Genomic DNA, 22,584 nt, shown 5'->3' on the forward strand with positions numbered 1-22,584 from the left:
ATTTGATATTTTATACTAAACTTTATAAAAGTCTAAGCCTTATTACTGAGCTTTAAATTCCGTAAACCGAAAGCTATCACTGAAATTTCTGAATTTGCCATTGATATACCTTTTAAAACTTTGTTTTAGTTACTCAGATTTTTTATGATAACGAGAATACTTTAAAGGGTAAAAATTCTATAATCCAATCCCTATAAGACTCGCGTCCTCGATTTGATTATCATTATCATAAGAATTATTTAAGTAAAATAACTGTTTAATGACAGATATACTATCTCAACTACAGATACCGCGTATACACAGTAGAATGATGTCCAATTGGAAATGATGTAATTTGCACAGTTGGTTAGTGTTCGTTAATGTGATGATTCTGTATACTGATACTCTTTTTTCAGTACTTTTACCAAATAGCTGTCATTTTTTAAACACTACCTAAAAAGCATTTCAGCGATATTTACGTGGAAATGCTCAGGTGCAAACCTGATAAACCGTTTATAAACTTACAAATGGCAGTTACACGACCGTATCCAATACTGACTTACTGACCAAGGCTAGAGTTACTGACCGTTGACGATTCAGTTTTTGCAATATAACCCTATTTTCCCCTATGATGATTCATGGTTTAGGCTTTCTCAGTTTAAGTGCATCTCTTGTACTCCCCTGGGCATTAACAGGTCTGGTTCAAGGACAGAGAATAACAGAGTCTTTAATTAAAGACGTTCGCCAGTTATCCACCGATCAAAACATTTCACTTCCGAGTCGCAAGCTGATCAGCCAGGTTACAAATACAACATACTATGTTAGTGGTAGCGGAAACGACAAAAATAGCGGACTCACTCCCTCATCTGCCTTTAGGACGATTCAAAGAGCAGCAGACCTAACTAACCCTGGCACGACAGTATTGATTATGGATGGGGTATACAAGAATAGTACCCCTGCTGGTTCAGCACTAGTAATTAAACGCTCTGGAAAGGCAAATTCATGGATTACCTATAAGGCATATCCTGGAGATAAGCCAAAAATTCAGCACAATGGATGGAATGGAATTTTCATTGAGAATGGAGCCTCATATATTGAGATAAATGGTTTGGAGGTTGTAGGGAATAATACCAATATAACCCTGAGTTATGCGCTGAGTCAGAAGTACAATAAATCCAACCCACTGACCAGTGGAAACTGCATAAATATAGATGGCCGACAAAATGGTCGCCCCCACCATATACGTATTCTGAACAACAAAATACATGATTGTGGAGGTGGTGGCATTTCAGCTACGGCGTCAGACTATATAACAATAGATAATAACGAGGTGTTCAATAATGCCTGGTACTCAGTCTACGGTTGTAGTGGTATTTCGATCCTTGAACCTTTCAATTATGACAACAGCCAAGGCTACAAGATTTTTATAACTAGAAACAAGGTTTACAACAATAAAATGTTAGTTCCCTGGATTTTCAACGGAAAGTTCCAAGACGGTAATGGCATTATTGTTGATCGTTCAAGAAAAAGTGGGTATAAAGGACGTACTTTGATTGCCAACAATATCTCATATATAAATGGTGGTTCAGGCATGCATGCCTATGACAGCGACCATGTAGATTTTGTCCACAACACAGCTTATCTGAATAACCAAACTGCGGGAATTAATTACGGGCAAATCATGAGTAATTATTCTGGTGATATCAAAATTATCAATAACATCCTTTATTCTGCGCCTAACAAACCAATAAGCTTGAATAATAAAAGTACCAACACTACTTTTAACTACAACCTTTACAACAACAATGGTTCTCGTGTGGTTTCTGTGGGACCTAACGATATTATGGCAGATCCACAGTTTGTAAATCCATCAGGTGGTGACTTTAGAATCAAAGGAACTAGTCGGGCCATAAATAATGGTTTTAAGTGGAATAATTTGAAAAATGATTATTTTGGTAAACCTCGTCCCGTCGGTGCTGGATATGATATTGGAGGACACGAATACCAGTAACCGTAATATTATGTCCTGAAATGTATACCCTACAATCACAATACATAGTTCTGTCAGGCTGAAGTCTAGAGTTATACAAAACAATAAGCCTACTTTAACTGGTAGGCTTATTGTTTTTTGGCTAAATAATTAAACACATATGATAGAAGTATCAAAATAGAATTCAATTTATTAATGTTTTCCTAAGCAAGAATTTCAGCTAAGTTGTTCAAGTTATTGTGTAGTTAATCCTGTATGATTATTTACCAGTTATAATATTAAATTAACTAGTAAAACAAAATCTTAATTTATCTAACTTAATTTATACAGATGTTTTGTCTGGAATACGTTTTTTTAGCTTTGTCTCTCTTGCCAAATCGTCATGAGTAAAGTATTGTTTAACATGGTTGAAATAACTACTAGATTCATTTTTATCAATGATACCATTCACAACTAAACCTAATACATTGTGACTGGATCTCTCTAGCATTTCTTGGGCGGCAGATGCACTGTTAGAATCAATTACCCCAGGCCGAGCTACTAACAAAATCCCATCAGTCATTTGGCTTATAGTCAAAGCATCGGCTGCCAAAAGCAAGGGAGGAGCATCAATAATTACAAAATCATATTTATACAGAGGTGACAAACTTTCGATCAGCGATGCCATCCGCTTTGAGTCAAGCAAAGCAAGTGGATTAGGAGGTCTAGAACCAGCAGTTAAAACATCAAGATTATCCATTACTTTAGATAAAGCAACATCAAATTCAGTCTGACCTGTAAGAACTTCACTCAAGCCATCTGCATTACTTACTTCCCACAGATGATGCTGAGAAGGAACTCGCATATCTGCATCTATTAGTAAAACTTGACGTCCTAATTGAGCGATCGCTGTTGCCAAATTAGCTGAGACTGTAGACTTGCCTTCTTTAGGAACTGCGCTAGTTACCACAATAGTTTTCAGTACTTTATCTGAACTCAGGAATTTCAGATTCGCTTGAATCATTCTGTACATTTCGCTAGTTAAAGAGTAGGGCGTATCTCTAACAGCAATTGTTTGATTTATTGATTCTGTATGTGAATAACGGGAGCGAATCTTTTTAACAGACAAAGGCACAATTCCTAACAAAGTATATCTAAATATATCTCTGATTTCCTGAAGTGTTTTCAGAGATCTATCTCTCATACCTAGAACAAGAACTGTTGTAGTAGCCAAGAATAAACCGAACATTACTCCTAGCACTAAAACAATAATTTTTTTGCCTTCTACTGGCTTATCGGGCACTATAGCCTGAGCAATAATCCTCGAACTGGCTGTATTTGTATTCTCAACTAACTGTAATTCTTGAACCTTTTTCAATAGGGTTTGATATGTTGATTCTGCAACTTCAACTTTTCGTTCTAGCTCTCTCTGATTTTGTGCTAGCTGGGGTATGAGTTTAACGCGCTTTTCGTATATAGAACGGGAGTTATATAAAGAGGAGAGTCTTTTTGCTAAACCAATGCGCTGTATTTCTGATTGCAGAAAATTTTGGATTAGGTTTTGTCTTAGTTCTCCAATTTGTAATAGGTTCTGTGAAACTTCTGTTTTATTGCCAACAGTTTGACCAATTTGCTGTTGTAAGAGAGATTTTAAGCTAGCTTTCTTTGCTTCTAAGTTAACAACTACAGGGTTGTCATCTAGAAAACGGCTACGCTCAATTGCTAGCTGTCGATCAGTTTCTTGAAGTTGTGCAAGAACTCCCTGCACTGCGGGCGACTGACTAAGGGCACTCACAGCGATCGCTTCCTGAGAATTTAGCTCTACTTTCTGGCGCAGTTCATTGGTTTGGGCGTTTACCTCATCCAGCTGAGCCTTAACAGTATTCATCTCATTGTCTAGATTTCCAATAGTTGCAACAGCTGACTTTGTTTCCTCTGACAAATCTGCTATCTGATACTTCTGTTTAAATATACGTAGTGCTACTTCTGTATTATTAACAACTTCTTGAGTTTTAGGAAGCTGCTTGGCAATAAATTGACGAGTTGCTGCGGCCTCAGACCGATTTGTCAGAATATCATTATCTAAATAAAGACTCATAATTGTGTTGACCACTGCTGCTGATTGCTCGGGGTCAGGGCTGGTATAGCTAATTCGCAATACATCCGTTGCACTAACAATTTTCAGGGTCAAAGATTTCCGCAGCTTTTCTACTTCTAGAGGTTTACCTTCTTTATCTTTCAGTTGTAGCTTATCTATTGTCTTCTGCAATAAGGCAGGGGAAGAAATAACTTCTATCTGAGTGTTTATAGGATTTTGAGTTGCTATCAGCGATTTTAAATCCCCTGCATCTCCTCCTTCTGTATTACTAGGCAAAAGACTAGATCCTACTACTTTAAAAGAAGGAATTCTAAATAATAGTTTTCCTTCGGCTTCATAGGATGGCTTCATAAATTGTGTAGCTATAGCACTAAGAACAACTGTAGCTGTAAATATTGCAGTAGCAGGTAGCCACCATCGTTTCAATATGAATACGTAACGACTGAGGTCTAAATCAATAGATTCTCTAGATTCCGTAGATTTTTCTGACATAAATCTTCCCAAATACAGATATTAAGTAAGAAACTAAAAAAGACTTAGAGAATGCACAAACCACTGCAATTGACAAGAATGATGCGATTTGACAATATTACAATAGTATAGACTATCTAAGTTATAAATTTAGTTCCCATTGTCGCACAATAATGCCAACTAGCTTTGCAAAATCTTATTATAAGCCTCTAACAATTTCGGAGCTTGATATTGCCATTCAAGAATCTTCTCCATTCTCAGTCGTCCCTCGGCTCCTATCTTTTCTCTAAGTTCAGGAGAATCTAGAAGCTCTAGAATTTTCTCAGCAAATTCAACCTCATCATTAGGCTTGGCATAAAGAGATGCTTCCTGGGCAGAACGTCTTCCCTCTCGCAAATCAAATTGGACAATTGCTTTTCCCATCGCCATGTATTCGAGGATTTTATTCATAGTGCAGTTTTCGTTATAAGCAGACGTTGGGGAGGGTTCTACACAAACGTCACAACTGGAAAGCCTTTCTAAAAGTTCCTCCCCTTGCTTAAACCCTGTAAATTCTACAAACTCACTCACTCCTAACTCTTTGGATAAAACTTTAAGTTTTTCGGCTGCTGGTCCACTACCAATCAACATAAAGTGAATATCTTGGCGATTTTTTTTCTCGGTAATATAATATACTATTCTCAGAAGATAATCAATTCCCTCTGGTTCACCCATAACACCCATATATCCTATCAAGTGCTTCTTACCTCTACGATAATTCGGATTTGGGGGCATTCTGTGAAAACGGGAAAGGTCGGGCGCACTACGAACTACAAAGACATTCTCCGATTTCTTGTGCCCACGGGTAAGAGCTACTTCTCGGTGCGACTCGTTCGTTGAAATTACTATATCTGCTGTGGCATAGGTCAAGCGTTCAGCCCAGCATAATCCATGATAAAAAATATCCCGCCGTTGATACTTAGCTTCATACATCTCGGGACTGAGGTCATGATGATCAAAAATAACCCAGACGCGATGAAATAATTTAAACCATCCTGCTACTAAAAAAAGTAAATCTGGCGGATTACAAATATGGATAATATCAAAACCACGCTCTCGCCATACCCGTTGAGCTAGACGGAATTGCCAATTAATCGCCCAACTATACTCTAGAAGATAACCAAAGACAGAACTTTCTTCTGGTGGTAGAGGATGACGATAAATGTGAATTTTCTCAATAATTTCGTAAGATTTATCAAAACCATTACCTGTTGGTGAAATTACACTAACTTCATAGCCAGCTTTTTGCAAAGTAGTTGCTTCCATCCATACCCGCCGATCAAAGGGAACAGGCAGATTTTCAACGATAATTAGTACTTTTTTAGGTAATGCCATCATAATCTCAACTCTTAATCAGTTTAGTAAAACACTGACTTGTCAATTCTAAAATCTGCCTTTTTTGGGTAAATTTTAGTCATTCCTTGTGAAACTGGGCTGAATCAAGTGGAGGTCTTCATTTTTATAGATTTCCATTTTGCAGTTGCTAGATTTATTTTTTCAACTTAATACTGAACGATATAAATCAAGAAAAGAAATCCAGTGATTTTTGATATCAAGATTAAAAACACTTTTTCTCGCTTTAGATCCTAGAGAAAACCTCAAATCCTCATTTTCAATCAAAGACCTAATAGCATCTGATAGCTGCTCAACACTTCCTGGATTAACGATTAATCCATTTTCAGATTGAGTAACTATCTCAGGTATGCCTCCTACTGGTGTAACTATGACTGGTAATTCCCAAGCCATTGCTTCCAGCATTGCTAGTGGGAGACCTTCGTTATAAGAGGGCAACACAAAAACATCTGCCTTCCTTAAAAGAATATCACGTTCATCTGACCCTATCCAGCCAGGCAATTGTATATAGCTTTGTAGATTTAAAGCCGTAATTAAATTGCGTGCCTCTTCTATGTCTCCATCTCCTGCCATAATCAGACTTGATCTATTTTTAGATTCAGTAGGCAAAAAAGAAAAAGCTTTGATCAAATCAAATGCTCCTTTCCGTTGACCAATTCGTCCTAAAAAAAGTAAGTTCACTTTTACAGAAGCTGAACGGTGTGGAACTTCATGAGGAAATTTCACTGGATTGTACAAAACTACAACTTGTTCAGGTTTAAGACCAAGATTTTCTATATAGAAGCTTTTCCAACTTTCAGATAATACAATTAAGCGTCGACACTTGCAAATAACCCAACTTAGCAATTTCTGTGCCCATTTTGGAAGTCCAGCATAGAAAAGATGAAATTGACTACCATGAGCATGTAAAATTATTGGCTTGTGAAATACCCAAGCTAAAAGTGCCATAGTTGCTTGCCGTAAAACACTGCCGCGCTGTGAAATTTGAATTTGAACAATATCAACTTCTTCCCTTATTAACATCCATATAAATTCCCATATAGCTTTCAAAAACACTGTGATTTTGAGTACGATAGCTCCTTCTTCGTGAGTAATGATATGAGAGACTTGGACTTCAGAAGGAGCATACTCCAAAAAAAGTTTCTCATAACCGGAAATACCACCTTGCTGGAGTAAGCTAGGGCCTAGCATAATAACCTTGAAAGTATTAGTTCGATACATAACCTGTAACTTGGAAATAATTGGTCTATATTCTAGTTAATATATCAATGAAATAATTAAAATTATCGTTTTATTTAGTTTTACGAAATTCCAGTGGCTGCATAGTTATCTCATTAAGCCGAGGAATTATATTAATTCTATTTTTAGATATTTGCTCGTGTAGGAACTTTGCTTGATAATATTGCTGATACATAAAGTATCCATTCAAGACTATTTTGCTCTAATAAGGAGGTTTCAGTTAGATTTGCAAGAATAATAAAGGTAAGATAAACTAACAGCCATAAATTTTCAGATGTTTGCTCCCGCCGAATTAAATATATAGCTCTTAATAAATTAACAACAAACCCAATTGCAAAAACCAAGATTCCTAGTAGACCCAACGCTACCCAGAGATCGAGAAAACCATTGTGAGCATTAGGAGCATTCCATTGTATCGTTTCTATAACACTAGCAGAGTAACCATTCTGCTCAATCCAGAATGCGCCATACCCATATCCTAGCCACGGTTTTTTGGCAATCATCTCCAAGACAGCAGGCCATAATTCTGAACGCCCAGTGAGTGTTGTATCTTTACCTACTGAACCTAGAATTGTATCAGCTTGTGAGATAAACCAGATATAAAAGGTTAGACCAATGGTAGATATTAATGTTAAAATAGGTATCATTAATTTATATTTTAAAGTTAAAATTCGATAATATATAAAAAAAGCAAATGTAATAATTATTAAATTACCTATAGATGTTGTTGATTTTGATAAAAATACAAGTAATCCAGAAGTAACATAGCCAAGCCATAAAACCCAGTGATTTTCCCGATTAGTCATGGCAAGAAAGAAAAAGACTGCGCCACTAAGTACAAATCTTTTACCGAGAACATTTTTCTGCGGGTATATTCCTCGCCAGGTATTAAATGCAGGATCGATCCCAATTTGTGGTAAGAAAAAAACAAATAAGAAACACAGTATTGCTGAGATGCCAAGCATATATGCACATAACTTGAGCTGTTGTTTTAAGGTGTAGCGTGAAGCTAAATAAAGCCCAAACAGCATTGTTCCTGTAAGTCCAAAAACACGACGTATAGTAGTATCTGAGTCTATAGACCAAAAACTAGAAAGTGCACATACTAAGAGTAATATCCAAATAAATTTATCTCTACTAAAGACGTAAGCAACCTTCTTCCAACGCAGAGTAATTAAGCAAAGGGTAACTATATAAGTAAAAGTGAAAAACAACCTAAATATAATTCTATCATCTTGTTTGACGGTAAAGCCTTCCGTTAGAAGCGCATCTATTGGGCTGCCTGAATAGATCATTAAACAAGTAGCTGTAATCAATTGTTCAGCAAAAATAAAAATTTTCCTCATTGCTTATAAAATACCAGTATATCGTATATATTAAACAAATTATAAAGTTTTGATTAGCAGTATCAGTTAATTTTGAAAAAGACTTTACTATCTGTTTCTATTTAGTCACCTTTTATGAAGTGGCTATATTTTTTGGAAGCAAGTTAGCCTTAAAAATTTAGAATTTTAGAAAATATGTTTTGCGTCTTGCGCTATAGTTATAGCCACAATTTCCTTTTTTAGTGGTTTTGAAATTTACGCTTCAAGTTTTTTTGTAATTCTTGTTATCTTCTACCTTCTGCCTTTCTATTTTGAAGAGCCTCTTATGTTTTAAAATTCTTGGTAAAAACAGAGCGAACTTTCTGTCTTAATTGTTGAGGTAACAACCACATAGTTAAGTACAGGAATATATCAATTGGTCGGAGCTTGCCCCAGCGTATAGCTTCCCACAACAAAGGAAAGAAGGCTTTCCAATCGCCTACGGAGGAGGCAGAAGGAGTTGTAATTGTTACAATAAAACCTGAGTAAGCCTTTGGAGTTACTAAATTGCGGGTGGAACGAATCCAATCCAAAGAATATTGCCAGTCATTTATGTTGCTTAAGCGCTCGATTCCCAAGTCTGAATGCCAGATTGACATAGCCTCAGGTACAAACTCTACTCCTACACCTTCCATAGCACTAACCCTAAGCAACCACTCCCAATCCTCATGTCTATAAAATTTTTCTTCTAAAGGCATTTTTTGCATTAACTCTTTTTTCACGAAAATAGTTGAGGTTTGTATACAGCCTTCTCCTTTAAAAAAGGAGTTACGCGCAAAAAGATATTCACTTAAAGGTTCAGAGAGGTTAGGTAGCCTTCTAGGACAAATAAACTCACCTTTTTGAGTCTGGGAAATGAAACGACTGGCAACAAGTGGAAAATCATAATGGGAATTATTTGCTACTTCAAGTTGACGCTCCAATTTTTCTGGAAGCCATTCATCATCATCATCTAAAAAAGCGATCCAAGTGCCCTTGGCTTCTCTCACACCAGCATTTCTAGCACCAGATGGTCCAACATTTTTTGGTAGTTCTATCACTCTCAATCTTGCATCGGCTATCTCAGATAGTACATTGGCTGTTTCCTTATCTGGTCCGTCTATTATCACAATCACTTCAATTGATTGCAGCGTTTGAGTTAATGCGGTTATGACACCTCTAGCAACAATTTTTGGTCTATTGCGTGTAGGAATCACCACGCTGACTATCGTTTGGTTGCTTTCATTTATCATTGTTAATTTTTTGTTTGTTACTTTTTTGTTTGTTGCTTGAAGATATTCAATATTCATTGCTATAGTTATAATTTGGAAACTTTCCTCTTTTATAAACATTGTTCGTTATTTAGATTTTATCCCTTCCTTAAAAGTTTTTCTTTTATAATATTAATTCCACCTACAGCATGAAAACTTATAGAAATAATAAATAAAATATAAGAGCAAGTCGCAATAATTAGAGTTGATAAAAATTCTAAATTAAGTCTTTTTAAAATTAAAAATACAACTATCATTAAACTGCTGATCATAAGAGGACGGCGAATAATTATCCATAAATTTAATGGGAATAAGAGGGTATAGGTGAAGTAAAAATACTGACTAAATCCAAGAATAGTCATTAGCAATGACATTATAGCTGCACCTAGTAACTGATATTGCGAAACTAATGCTATACCTGCCAAACTTCCTAATATAGTTGTGATAACCACTTCACGCAGGTTAATTATCTCAAAATGGTTGGCTACAAGTAGATAGCAGAGCGTCCGTATGAAAGGCAATAAAAGTAGTGATATGGCAGTTATACTCAGCGCTAGACTTCCTTGAGCAAAGCTAGAATCATAAACAAAAACCAGTAAATCTTTGCCAAAAAATAACAATCCAAGGAACAACGGTAATCCCATAGCTAGTAGAACTTCGATAAAGCTTTCAGCTATCTGCTGCTGCTTTTTCCATCCTTTATCTACTACTTGGGATAGTCTCGGAAACATTGCTACAATTATACTATTGGCAATAATCAAAAATGGTTGCAGCAGTTGTGCAATTCCACCAAAAAGACCTACTAAAAACTCATTTCCTAGCAATGAAAGAATTAAAATTTGAATTCTGCTACTTATTACAGCTATTGCTTCAATAGCAAAAAATGTCCGTGCAGTTTTAATTGTATTCCATACAAAATCACCATCAATCTGCCATTGGATTCTGACAAAGCGTGTTATGATAATCCATTCAATTACCAGAATTAGTGTTTCCGAAAAAAATAGTATCGCTCCCAAATATTCAATTCCATACTTCAATTGTATTGCCCAGATCATTATTAGTAGGCGTAGGACATACACTGGAACTGTAGCAATGGCAATCAAATGCATCTTTTCTATGGCTTGAAAAATTGCCTCTGTGATATTGGAAAGTGCAAAGGGAATTATCGTCAAGCCCATGACATAGCAAACTGTAGAGGTTTTTGAGCTATATGGAAGTAAAAAGACTACAACCACTAGTGCCCCATAACTGAAGAAACTAAATATTAACTGTAGCCACGTACCACTCATTAAATAAACTGATGTTTTTTCTGGCTCACGGGCTAGTTCTCTTGTAAATAATATCTTTAGCCCCTGTGAAGCTATGCCTACAAATATAAAGTAGTAGCTATACGCTAATAGATACTGCCCTAAAGCCTCAGCTCCTAAAGTGCGAGCGATAGCAGCGGTCAATACAAAGGCCGTAATGCTTTGTGCTAACCGATTTACTATCATTGAAAGAGAATTACTTATAAGTTTATACTTTTCTAGCATTCTTACAATTATTAATTCAGCTTAATTCCTTTTAAATTACTAAATACCTATGTATTTCATGATTTTACTATTTGACTTTTTCCAATATAAATATATCGTCAATTTTTTATTGGTTCTATAGCATAAATTTATGTAATAATAACCTGTGCTTTCAGACTGCCAAAGAGGATCATTAAATAGATAGGTAATAAATATTAATAAATTAAAAATCCCAATCAAATCCGCAAATTAAACTTTAAGTTGCAATATTTGTAATAATACATAACCATTATAGTTATTACCTATTCACTATGATTTTATTTGTTTTGACTATGATTGGGCTTATCTAAAACCAGCATCTAGGTTTTATTTAACCAACAACAAACCTAGTTTTTTAGCAAAAAACTTTTTGTACTTTACTACTTACCCTTCAATTTTATTAAAGTAAAACTGCCGGATTCCAAAGGTTTTACTGTCAATATTGATGCTTAAAAAGTGGATAACATCAAGCTTAGTAAGCACCTTCTTTTTTCAAAACTACCATAACTGTTTTGAGCAAAATTTCAAAGTCTAAGCCAAGAGACCAATTTTCAATGTAGTTAAGATCCAGATTTATAACTTGTTCAAAATCTACGATGTCTGAGCGACCTGAGACTTGCCAAAGACCTGTAATACCAGGTAAAACTTCATGTCGAATAAAATGATGTTCCGAAAACTTGTCTACATCCCTTGTAGGTAATGGGCGAGGACCGACTATACTCATTTCTCCAAGGATAACGTTAAAAAGTTGAGGTAATTCGTCTAAGCTATAACGTCTAAGAAATTTTCCAACGCGAGTAATACGAGGGTCGTCTTTAATTTTAAAGATAATCCCATCTTTCGTTTCATTTAAAGCTTCTAATTCTTTCTGTAATTTTTCTGCATCAGACCTCATAGTTCTGAATTTCCATACCTTAAACTGTTGCCCATGTAGGCCTATACGAGTTTGCCTGTAAAATATTGTGCCAGGAGAGTCCAGTTTAATAGCTATAGCTATAGCTATGTAAATTGGAAATGATAACATTACAAATAAACTTGCAAAACAGAAATCACAGGTACGTTTTATCCAAAAATCCTTACCTGTAATTATCGGGCAATCCAAACTCAGACAAGGCATACCCCCTATTCTATTAAATTCTACGTTTTTATAAATTGGTTTTAATTCCATCGGTAAAATATGTACTTGAATACCAGATGCTTGAAATAACCAACATAAAAACATTCTATTTTTTAGAGCATCCCAAGATATAAAAACCTCTGTTACACCTAATTCATTAAGTTGATTTAATGTTTTTTGACGCTGATATCTGTCTAATGAATTAGCATGAGCAGTTCCAGATACAATATAGTGCTTTTCTTTTTTAATAAAGCTAGCAATCTGCTCATGGTCTTGAGGATCACAAATAATGAACACAGAAGAACGAACTATTTTCTTCTGCTTACGCAAGTATTCTAAGGTAATATTTACACTGTACCTACCAGTGCAAATAAATAATATACTTAGAAACCAAGATAACAATATTAATTTTGGGCGTGTAATATCAACAACTGGTTGATACAAAAAACAAGCAAAGACTATTAATCCATGAGCAAAAGTTAGCGATTTAATAATGTTCAAATAGTCATAGCGTTTTTGACCTTCTCTATAAATACCTTCTATAGCTAGCGATCCTATTTGAATACCAATGGTTATTAAAATCGGTAAGTAATGACTAGGTAAATCCCAATAAAAATTATCATAAAAAGATTTATATCCTGCAAAAATCCAAGCTAAAGATAAAAGGGTATAGTCTACCAGAAACAATGTTATTAATCTCAACCACCATGAACCTTTACGTACCCTCACAGATGCAGATGCACGTAAATCCAAAGGTACTTCACTGAATTTATTTGTTGTAATGCTTTGATTACTCATACTTAGGAACACTTGGTATATTTAAAATTTGATGGAATTTTGATCAAAACTTAATAAATAAATTTAATATTAAGACAAGTGATATATCCCATATTTTCATTTCAAAGAAACCCTTTCTTTGTAGTCTAAAATATTATTAACTATCTTGTTCGGATTAACTTTAATTTCTCTATCAAAAGCATATTCTAGGATCAGTTTGAGGAAATTCACTACCCAGATATTTAGCTTTTGTTCCAAGTTAAGATTCAGTTTAGTCTGGATATTTTGAGCTTTGAACGCAAAAATAATGATTTTTGGGTAAGTTAACTTCTATAGTTTAATAAAGTTCCTGACATGACATTAATAATTAAGTAGGTAAGGTAAAATTATTAAGCTTTTCAAAGTGCGTAACAGTTGAACTGAGTTATTACAGTTACATTGCAGAGTTTGACTTCTATGATATAATTATGTTCCTTTGGGAACTACTGTAGCATATCTAGTTAGATGAATTTAGCTTTGCTTATAAGTTCTCTGTTTTTTACGCATAATTACTTAATTAACAAAACTTACACAAATAACATATAACGAAACGCATCAAAAGTTTGGATATCGTTACAAAACTTTACATAATTTATTTTGTGTTTGAACTCTTGAACTTGTGTCAGTCTCATGGTTATCTCTATAGAGAATTTTGTAACAGATTAACGATAATAAATTCTAATAAATGAACAAAATCTGTCTGTGAGTCTTGTTATATCTGCATTTATAGATAGTTTCACCTCCTAAATCTTTTTGCCTACATTATCTTTATGCCGATGATAGTTTTTATGAAGATCTGATTTGAGAATAGTGGCATCAAGTAAGAAATATTACACCACTTTATGTGAAGAAAATCGCTAAAATAGCTTAAAACACGTATTTTCAATCTCCGTATGTTCTTGCATTTCAACTCAGATTGCTATAGTCCTGAGTCCTATTTCCTCTCTGATGTGTTTTTAGTATATGCAGTTCATGGCCCCTACTTAATTATTTAAACAAATCATAATCATGGCTTCACGCTATTTTTACATATAAAGAAACAGAATGAAGATTCGGTAATAAATATTTTTTACCATAACCAAGTTCCTATAAAAAAAGATAAACTTTTTTCAGTATTAATTTCTGTAAGTCTATATCCTGATGAAACAAAAATTTTTAAATTATTAACTAAAATAAATGAAATCTGTAAAAAAAGTCCATACATTGCTATCCATAAAGATTTAAATAGTAATACTTGGCTATTCAGTTTCTTTTATAGAGTTGAATAACAAAGAAAATCTAATTGAGGTCTGTTTCCCCTACCATGACTGGATTTGGAGTTTATGATATTTTCTGTAAAACGGCTATTTTAATGTCGTACTATCAAACCAACGCAAGAGGCTAATACTTTTAAATAAATGGTATTTAAAAGTGACCGATTTAAATTAAGTATTTGTTAAAAATGGGGATAATTGTATTAGTTAGATTGAAGTTGTTGAGGATCTATAGATTTAAATATGGATTATATTTAAAATTTTATATGATTTGCCTGTGTACGAAAACCTAAAAAATGTTCGCCCAGCGTCTCACCTCTGAAGCCAAGCTAGTTTGTGTTTATACAATTTCGGTCTTTTATGCTGAGATACCTTAATATATAACCTTGCATAGGATTTGATATAAACCCATATACAATAAAGAATAAATTAAAATAATGGCATCTCCTTAGGGAGTTGGTACATAGAAAATGCAGATAAATAGGCAAATTTCAGAGTATAAGCAAAATATTCCCTTAAACACCTTAACTAATATCCTCGATACTCAAGTTATACAGGAATGGAATGATACTGAATTAGATCATCAGGATTTGTGCATCCACCAAATGTTTGAGATGCAAGTTGAGCGATCGCCTCAGTCCATTGCTGTAATATTTGAAAATACACAACTTACTTATTGGCAGCTAAATCAGCAGGCTAATCAACTAGCACATCACCTACGCGCTTTAGGCGTTGGTCCTGAAGTACTTGTGGGCATTTGCCTAGAGCGCTCCTTGGAGATGATAGTAGGAATACTGGGAATTCTCAAAGCTGGAGGTGCTTACGTACCTTTAGATCCGGCATATCCTTCAGAGCGTTTAGCCTTCATATTAGAAGACACTCAGACACCAGTATTGTTAACCCAAGAAAAATTGCTCAATAACTTGCCACAGCATCAAGCACAGGTAGTTTGTCTCGATTCAAATTGGCAAGGAAATATTCAAAATAGTCAAGAAAATCCTGTAAATGAAACGACAGATGATAATCTTATCTACGTAATTTACACATCTGGTTCTACAGGACAGCCCAAGGGTGTTATGATCCCTCACCGTGGTATCCGCAATCAACTCTACTGGCGGCAAACAACCTTTAGATTAACTCAGGCAGATAAGGTTTTACTGACTATTTCTTTTAGCTTCGATCCCTCTGTGTGGCAGATATTCTGGCCATTGTGCTTCGGGGGGCAATTGATCGTGGCTAGCCCTGGTGGACATCAAGACACTGCATACCTTGTGAAGGTCATTACTGAGCAGCAAATCACTGTCTTGGCCTTAGTACCTTCTATACTGCGTGTCTTACTAGAAGAAAAGGGAATTGAGAATTGCTCATTTCTGAGGCATATTACCTGTGGTGGTGAAGCTTTACCTGGCGAACTCATAGAACGCTTTTTTGCCAAAATGGATTTGGACAATGTTCTCCATAATTGCTATGGCCCGACAGAAGCCTCTATTGATACCACTTTCTGGACTTGTCAGCGCGGCAATAATTATACCATTGCTCCTATAGGTCGCCCCGTGGCCAATGCAGAGATTCACATCCTTGATGAAAATTTGCAGCCTGTACCTGTTGGTGAATCAGGTGAACTGCACATTGGTGGTATTGGTTTGGCGCGAGGCTATCTTAACCGTCCAGAATTGACCATAGATAGGTTTATTTTCAACCCTTTTAGCTCTGAACCTGGGGCACGTCTTTACAAAACTGGGGACTTGGCGCGTCACTTAAGCGATGGGAATATCGAGTTCCTTGGTCGCATTGACCACCAAGTGAAAATACGTGGCTTCCGAGTTGAATTGGGAGAAATTGAAGCGGTATTAGGTCAACATCCAGCACTAACGCAGACTCTAGTTATAGCTAGAGAGGATGTTCCCGGTGACAAGCAACTTGTGGCATATTATATTGTTGCCAACCCAGAGCAAATTCCTAGTCAGGTTGAATTACGTCACTTTTTGCAAGGTCGGTTGCCTGAGTATATGGTACCTGCCTTTTTTATACTTTTGGACACTTTGCCATTAAATCCTAATGGCAAAATAGACCGCCGCGCTTTACCTGCACCGCATACATCTGATTTTGTTCTGTCAAGTAACTTTGTCCCACCCCAAAATGCTACAGAAGAGGTGTTAGCTAGCATCTGGGCGAAAGTTTTGCGTCTAGAACAAGTAGGTATCCACGACAATTTTTTTGAATTGGGAGGTCATTCACTACTGGCCACTCAAGTGATGTCTAGGATTCGTCAAGCTTTTCAGATAGAGATACCGTTGCAACTCTTATTTGAGAATCCCACGATCGCTACTTTAGCTCAAGTGATGCCTACGGCAACCCGTTCGCGCAGCGTCTCCGACAGGAGAAGCGGGAACCAGACTATTCCCAAAATCGCCAACAGAGAATCAGCCCCTTTATCTTTTGCCCAGCAGCGAGTCTGGTTTTTACAACAATTACAACCCGACAGCCGAGCATATATCCTCTCAAATGCACAACGCTTAATCGGCAAATTAAATGTGGGTGTATTACAACAGTCACTTGATGCGATCGTTGTCCATCACGAAGCATTGCGAACAAACTTTATTACATCACTTGATGGTAGCCCTATACAAGTAATTGGCACGCCTCGTCCAGTGGAACTCAAAATAATTGAGGTAACACAAGAGCAAGTGGAATGTATCCTAAAGAAAGAGGCGCAACACCCCTTTAACTTAGAATCCGACTTGATGCTGCGGGCTACTTTGCTCCAAGTAGACGAGCAAGAGCATATACTATTGTTGGTCATGCACCACATCGCTTCAGATGGCTGGTCAATAGGTATTATCGAGCAGCAGTTAGCAGAAGTTTATGAAGCCTTTTTGAGCAGTAAGCCTTCTCCCTTGACAAAATTGCCCATTCAGTATGCTGATTTTGCTGTCTGGCAACATCGATGGTTATCGGGTGAAATACTATCGGGCCAAATCGACTACTGGAAAACCCAGTTAGCAGGTGCAAATACTGTATTGGCATTACCAACCGACCAACCACGGCCAGCAGTCCAAACTTACCAGGGAGCAGTACAATCCCTGATCTTAACCCAGAATCTGAGTGCATCGCTAAAACAACTCTCCCATCAACAGGGTGTTACCCTATTTATGACATTGCTGGCGGCTTTTGGGACAATACTGTACCGCTACACGGGGCAAGAAGATATTCTCATCGGTTCTCCCATTGCTGGTCGCAACCAAGTTGAAACGGAAGGGTTGATTGGCTTCTTTGTCAATACCCTAGCTATACGAACTAACTTAGCAGGTAATCCAAGTTTCCGGCAGTTACTTAGTCAAGTTCGAGAAGTAACACTAGGAGCTTATGCCCATCAAGACTTGCCTTTCGAGAAGCTAGTAGAAGAACTACAGCCAGAGCGAGATATGAGCCACTCGCCACTGTTTCAGGTAATGTTTGCCTTCCACAATACCCCAAGCCAACTTTGGGAACTTCCGGGATTAAGAATTGCCCCTCTAGACGTGCATAGCGGCGCGGCAAAGTTCGATCTTACCCTCGATATTAAAGAAACTTCAGAGGGAATCAAAGCTGGGATTGAATACAACACAGACTTATTCGATACTACAACTATTGCCCGAATGCTAGGGCATTTCCAAACTTTACTTGAAGGTATCGTCGCCAACCCAGAACAGCATATTTCAAATTTGCCTCTGTTAAAAGAATCTGAACAGCATCAGTTACTAGTGGAGTGGAATAATACTCAAACTGATTACCCCAAAAATACCTGCATCCATCAGTTATTTGAAGCTCAAGCTGAAAAAACTCCCAACGCCATTGCCGTAATCTTTGACAACCAGCAATTAACTTATCAGCAACTCAATGATTATGCTAATCAGCTAGCGCATTATCTGCAATCACTGGGAGTGCAACCAGAAATTCCGGTGGGAATTTGTGTAGAGCGATCGCTAAATCTAATAATTGGACTTTTAGGTATCCTTAAAGCAGGTGCATCCTATATACCTTTAGACCCAGCCTATCCCCAAGAGCGCTTGGCGTTCATGTTGCAAGACTCACAAATTTCCATTTTATTAACCCAGCAACATTTATTAAAAACTCTTCCATCTCACCAAGCCCAAGTTATCTGTTTAGATAGCGACAGAGACTCCATCGCCGCACATCAGCAAAATTCGCCACAAACATACATTACTCCTGATAATTTAATTTACACAATTTATACTTCTGGCTCCACAGGCAAACCCAAAGGTGTACAAATTACCCATCGCAACGTCCTCAACTTCCTCACAGGGATGCAACAGCACCTACAATTAACCAATATTGATAGTCTGTTGTCAGTTACTTCTCTATCTTTTGATATTGCTGTTTTAGAAATTTTTCTTCCCCTAACACTAGGAGCCAAGATAATTTTAGTCAGTCGGGAAGTTACTGCCGATGGGTTTAAGTTATTACAACAACTTAATAACTCTGCTGCTACTGTTATGCAAGCCACTCCTGTGACTTGGCAAATGTTACTAGAAGCAGGATGGAAAGGAAATGCACAACTGAAAATTCTCTCTGGTGGTGAAGCCTTAACTCAAAATTTAGCTAACCACTTACATCAAAGAGGTGCTGAAGTTTGGAACTTATACGGCCCCACAGAAACAACTGTTTGGTCTACAATTAATCGAATTGAACAGCAAGAAGCTTTTGTTAGCATTGGCCGTCCTATAGCCAACACCCAGATTTATATTTTAGATAAATATTTGCAACCCTTACCTGTGGGTGTTCCAGGAGAACTACATATTGGTGGTGCAGGTTTAGCACGGGGTTATTTCAATCAGTCTAAACTAACAACAGAAAAATTTATCCATAATCCATTCAGTTGTGACTCTGAAAGCCGCCTTTACAAAACAGGTGACTTGGCCAGCTACCTAAGCAACGGTAATATCGAATACCTTGGTCGTCTTGATAATCAAGTAAAAATTCGTGGTTTCCGCATCGAACTGGGAGAAATTGAAGCTTTACTAGCAGAACACCCAACCATACAGCAAAATGTCGTCATAGCTAGAGCTGATAATTCAGAAAACCAGCGACTAGTTGCCTATATTGTTCCTCACCCAAAACAGGCACCAACCACAGACGAACTGCGCCATTTTCTCAAACAAAAACTGCCAGAATATATGGTGCCTAGTGCTTTCGTTTTAATAGATACCCTACCTTTAACCCCCAACGGCAAAATCGACCGTCGCGCTTTACCAGCACCAGACTCAACAAGGCTTGATGCAGAAAACACCTATGTTGCTCCCCGTGATGAAGTAGAATTACAACTGACCAAAATTTGGGAGCAAGTTCTGGGCATTCAGCCTATCGGTGTCAGAGACAACTTCTTTGAGTTAGGAGGGCACTCAATATTAGCAGTAAAACTGTTTTGGCAAATTGAAAAGACATTTAATAAAAATCTGCCCCTTGCCATTCTGTTCCAGTCAGGTACTGTAGAGGCTCTAGCCAGAATAATCTGCCAAGAAGAAAATATAGCAAGAAACTTGGCTTCAGTAACTACCTTAGAACAATCAAAATCTAGCTGGTCATCCCTGGTAGAAATTCAACCCAATGGTTCCAAACCACCTTTTTTCTGTATTCACGGACTGGGTGGAGAAGTATTGTGTTTCCGTGAATTGGCACTGCATCTGGGATCAGATCAACCATTTTATGCGCTCCAGCCACAAGGGTTAGATGGAAAACAGCCATTGCATACGCGGGTTGAAGACATGGCAACTCACTACATTCAAGAAATCCAGACCCTTCAACCCAATGGGCCTTATTTTTTGGGAGGTTATTCTTTTGGGAGTGTAGTTGCTTTCGAGATGGCTCGGCAACTCCAAGAGCAAGGTAAAGAAGTGGGTATTCTAGTTATCCTTGATAGTTGTCGTCCAGGTTATAGTTGGCGGGTCTCATTTCTCAAGCGAGTTTTCTTGCATTTAAATAATATGGTTCAACAAGGGCCTTTCTACCTTTGGAAAAGAGCTATGCAATGGAGTTATTGGCAGAAGCAGCATCTCCAAAATAGATATAAGCGTTACTTGGAAGATGTACTTGATTTACCTGCAAATGACAACCACTTAAAGATTATGGATACTAATACTAAAGCCGCCAGTGAATATATATTTTCACCTTACCCTGGTCGAGCTGTCCTGTTGCGAACAGAGGATCAGAATCGAGGTGAAGCTATAGGCACACAATATGATCCTCAATTCGGCTGGGGCGAACTAGTTACTGGACAATTAGATATCCATTACATTCCTGGATCTCACGATGGCCTATTTAATGAGCCGCATGTACAGGTGTTAGCAGAAACATTGAGAAATTGTTTAATCCAAGTGCAGTCTCTAAAGAATTAATCTGACAACCCGCTACCTTTGCAAGACAAGTTAACCAATTTTGGATGTTGCCAAGGCTTAGGCACGAGTTACAGAATAAGTTAGATAGATTTGGGGAACGTCTGTCTGCGATACGCTGGGCGAACGTAGAGAAGTGGCTTGCCGCAGAAGTGCAGAGGACACTGATAAATCAGAGTTTGAGAGAGATATTTTGCGTAAATCTTATTTGGATTTGGGAATGAGAGTTGAGGAAGATTTGAATTTTAGTGGTAACTAAGATGAGATAATTATTTTGTGGAACAGGAATACTGGTCGCAGTCCAATAACCAAAAGACCTGACCAATTTAAGAATGCGATGAATATTGCTAGTGTCACAGATTGAACAGAGGGAATGATTGTGGCACTGAAAGCTCGAATGACTATCGTTTTTAGATTTTAAGTTGGTAAGTAATCCACAATCTACTGATGCTATATAGACGATTTGGACGCACAGAATTACAAATGCCAGTGTTTTCTTGCGGTGGCATGAGATATCAGTTTAAGTGGCAGGATGTTCCCGATAATGAAATTCCTGCTGATAGCCAGACGAATCTGGAAGCGACGATTAGAAGGGCAGTGGAGGTTGGGATTAATCATATTGAAACTGCTCGTGGTTATGGCACTTCCGAAATGCAATTGGGAAGAGTTCTACCCCAGTTTCCCCGTGAAAAGTTGATTGTTCAGACCAAAATAAGCCCAAAGGAAGATGCGAAAGAATTCCGCGATACATTTGAACAATCCTTGAAAAATCTTCAGCTAGATTATGTCGATCTACTGGGGTTACATGGCATCAACCATGCTGAGTCATTAGACTATAGCATTCGTCCCGGTGGTTGTTGGGAAGTAGCGCGGCAGTTGCAAGCAGAAGGAAAAGTCAGATTTATTGGCTTTTCTACACACGGATCAACAGATACAATTGTGCAGACAATTAATACCAATCTATTTGATTACGTGAACCTGCACTGGTACTACATTAATCAATGGAATTGGGCAGCAATTGAAGCAGCTAAACGCCACGATATGGGGGTGTTTATCATTAGCCCATCTAATAAAGGAGGTTTGTTGTATGAACCTCCACAAAAATTAGTAAATCTTTGCGCCCCCTTGAGTCCAATGGTGTTTAATGATTTGTTTTGTTTGAGTCATCAAGAGGTACATACTCTGAGTGTGGGAGCAGCAAAACCACAAGATTTTGATGAACACCTGAAGACTTTAGAGTTAGTAGATCGGGCATCAGAAATTTTGCCGCCCATCTTAGCAAGGTTGGAAGAAGAAGCGATCGCTACTTTGGGAGAAGATTGGGTAAAATCCTGGGAAAAAAATCTACCAACCTTTGACCAAACCCCTGGTGAGGTCAACATTCGGGTGATTTTGTGGTTGCGAAATTTAGCGATCGCCTACGACCTGGTAGATTATGGCAAAATGCGCTACAACCTGCTTGGTGATGGCGGTCACTGGTTTCCTGGTAATAAAGCGGATCGGTTAGAGGAATTAAACTTGCAGCAATGTGTTGCCCGCAATCCCCATGCCGATAAAATCCCCCAATTTCTGGAGCAAGCGCATCAGATGTTGGCGGGTGAAGCGGTCAAACGTCTATCTAAGACTTGATGAATTGGGAATTGGGTGAGAAATAACTCCTAACTCCTGTACAGACGCGATTAATCGCGTCTCCT

General features: G+C 37.4%; 10 protein-coding genes. 3 read left to right on the forward strand and 7 right to left on the reverse strand.

Translation table 11 applies throughout. The features are described from left to right. Window positions 1–607 precede the first annotated feature (607 nt). Window positions 608–1,990 carry a right-handed parallel beta-helix repeat-containing protein gene (locus tag V7K69_RS30600; RefSeq protein ID WP_335041636.1) on the forward strand — a complete coding sequence of 461 codons (1,383 nt, stop codon included), beginning with the start codon at window positions 608–610 and terminating at the stop codon, window positions 1,988–1,990. Window positions 1,991–2,291: 301 nt separating this feature from the next. Here the strand turns inward: V7K69_RS30600 and V7K69_RS30605 are convergent, their stop codons facing one another. The 7 genes from V7K69_RS30605 to V7K69_RS30635 form a co-directional block, all read right to left on the reverse strand. Then, a complete protein-coding gene (locus V7K69_RS30605) occupies window positions 2,292–4,538 on the reverse strand; it encodes a GumC family protein (protein WP_335041639.1) in 2,247 nt (748 codons plus the stop codon). A gap of 159 nt (window positions 4,539–4,697) precedes the next feature. Continuing rightward, complete coding sequence (locus V7K69_RS30610) at window positions 4,698–5,894, reverse strand: glycosyltransferase family 4 protein (protein WP_335041641.1); 1,197 nt, start codon at window positions 5,892–5,894, stop codon at window positions 4,698–4,700. A 159-nt stretch (window positions 5,895–6,053) separates the two neighbouring features. Beyond that, complete coding sequence (locus tag V7K69_RS30615; protein WP_335041643.1) at window positions 6,054–7,130, reverse strand: glycosyltransferase family 4 protein; 1,077 nt, start codon at window positions 7,128–7,130, stop codon at window positions 6,054–6,056. Between the two features lie 143 nt (window positions 7,131–7,273). Continuing rightward, the gene (locus tag V7K69_RS30620; protein WP_335041646.1) at window positions 7,274–8,494 is read right to left on the reverse strand and encodes an O-antigen ligase family protein; all 1,221 of its coding nucleotides are present in this window, start codon (window positions 8,492–8,494) and stop codon (window positions 7,274–7,276) included. A 302-nt stretch (window positions 8,495–8,796) separates the two neighbouring features. Continuing rightward, entirely contained in the window at window positions 8,797–9,843 is a 1,047-nt protein-coding gene (locus V7K69_RS30625; RefSeq protein ID WP_335041648.1) for a glycosyltransferase family 2 protein, read from the reverse strand. 17 nt (window positions 9,844–9,860) lie between these two features. Beyond that, the gene (locus V7K69_RS30630; protein WP_335041650.1) at window positions 9,861–11,294 is read right to left on the reverse strand and encodes an oligosaccharide flippase family protein; all 1,434 of its coding nucleotides are present in this window, start codon (window positions 11,292–11,294) and stop codon (window positions 9,861–9,863) included. Window positions 11,295–11,784: 490 nt separating this feature from the next. After that, the gene (locus tag V7K69_RS30635; protein WP_335041652.1) at window positions 11,785–13,227 is read right to left on the reverse strand and encodes a sugar transferase; all 1,443 of its coding nucleotides are present in this window, start codon (window positions 13,225–13,227) and stop codon (window positions 11,785–11,787) included. Window positions 13,228–14,968: 1,741 nt separating this feature from the next. Here V7K69_RS30635 and V7K69_RS30640 point away from each other — a divergent pair. Both V7K69_RS30640 and V7K69_RS30645 read left to right on the forward strand, forming a co-directional pair. After that, window positions 14,969–20,893, forward strand: a complete 5,925-nt coding sequence (locus V7K69_RS30640; RefSeq protein WP_335041654.1) for an amino acid adenylation domain-containing protein — start codon at window positions 14,969–14,971, stop codon at window positions 20,891–20,893. A 444-nt stretch (window positions 20,894–21,337) separates the two neighbouring features. Further along, window positions 21,338–22,519 (forward strand): aldo/keto reductase, encoded by a 1,182-nt coding sequence (locus V7K69_RS30645; RefSeq protein ID WP_335041656.1) that lies wholly within the window; start codon window positions 21,338–21,340, stop codon window positions 22,517–22,519. The last annotated feature ends 65 nt before the right edge of the window (window positions 22,520–22,584 follow it).

Source organism: Nostoc sp., from assembly GCF_036917775.1.
Lineage (GTDB): Bacteria > Cyanobacteriota > Cyanobacteriia > Cyanobacteriales > Nostocaceae > Nostoc.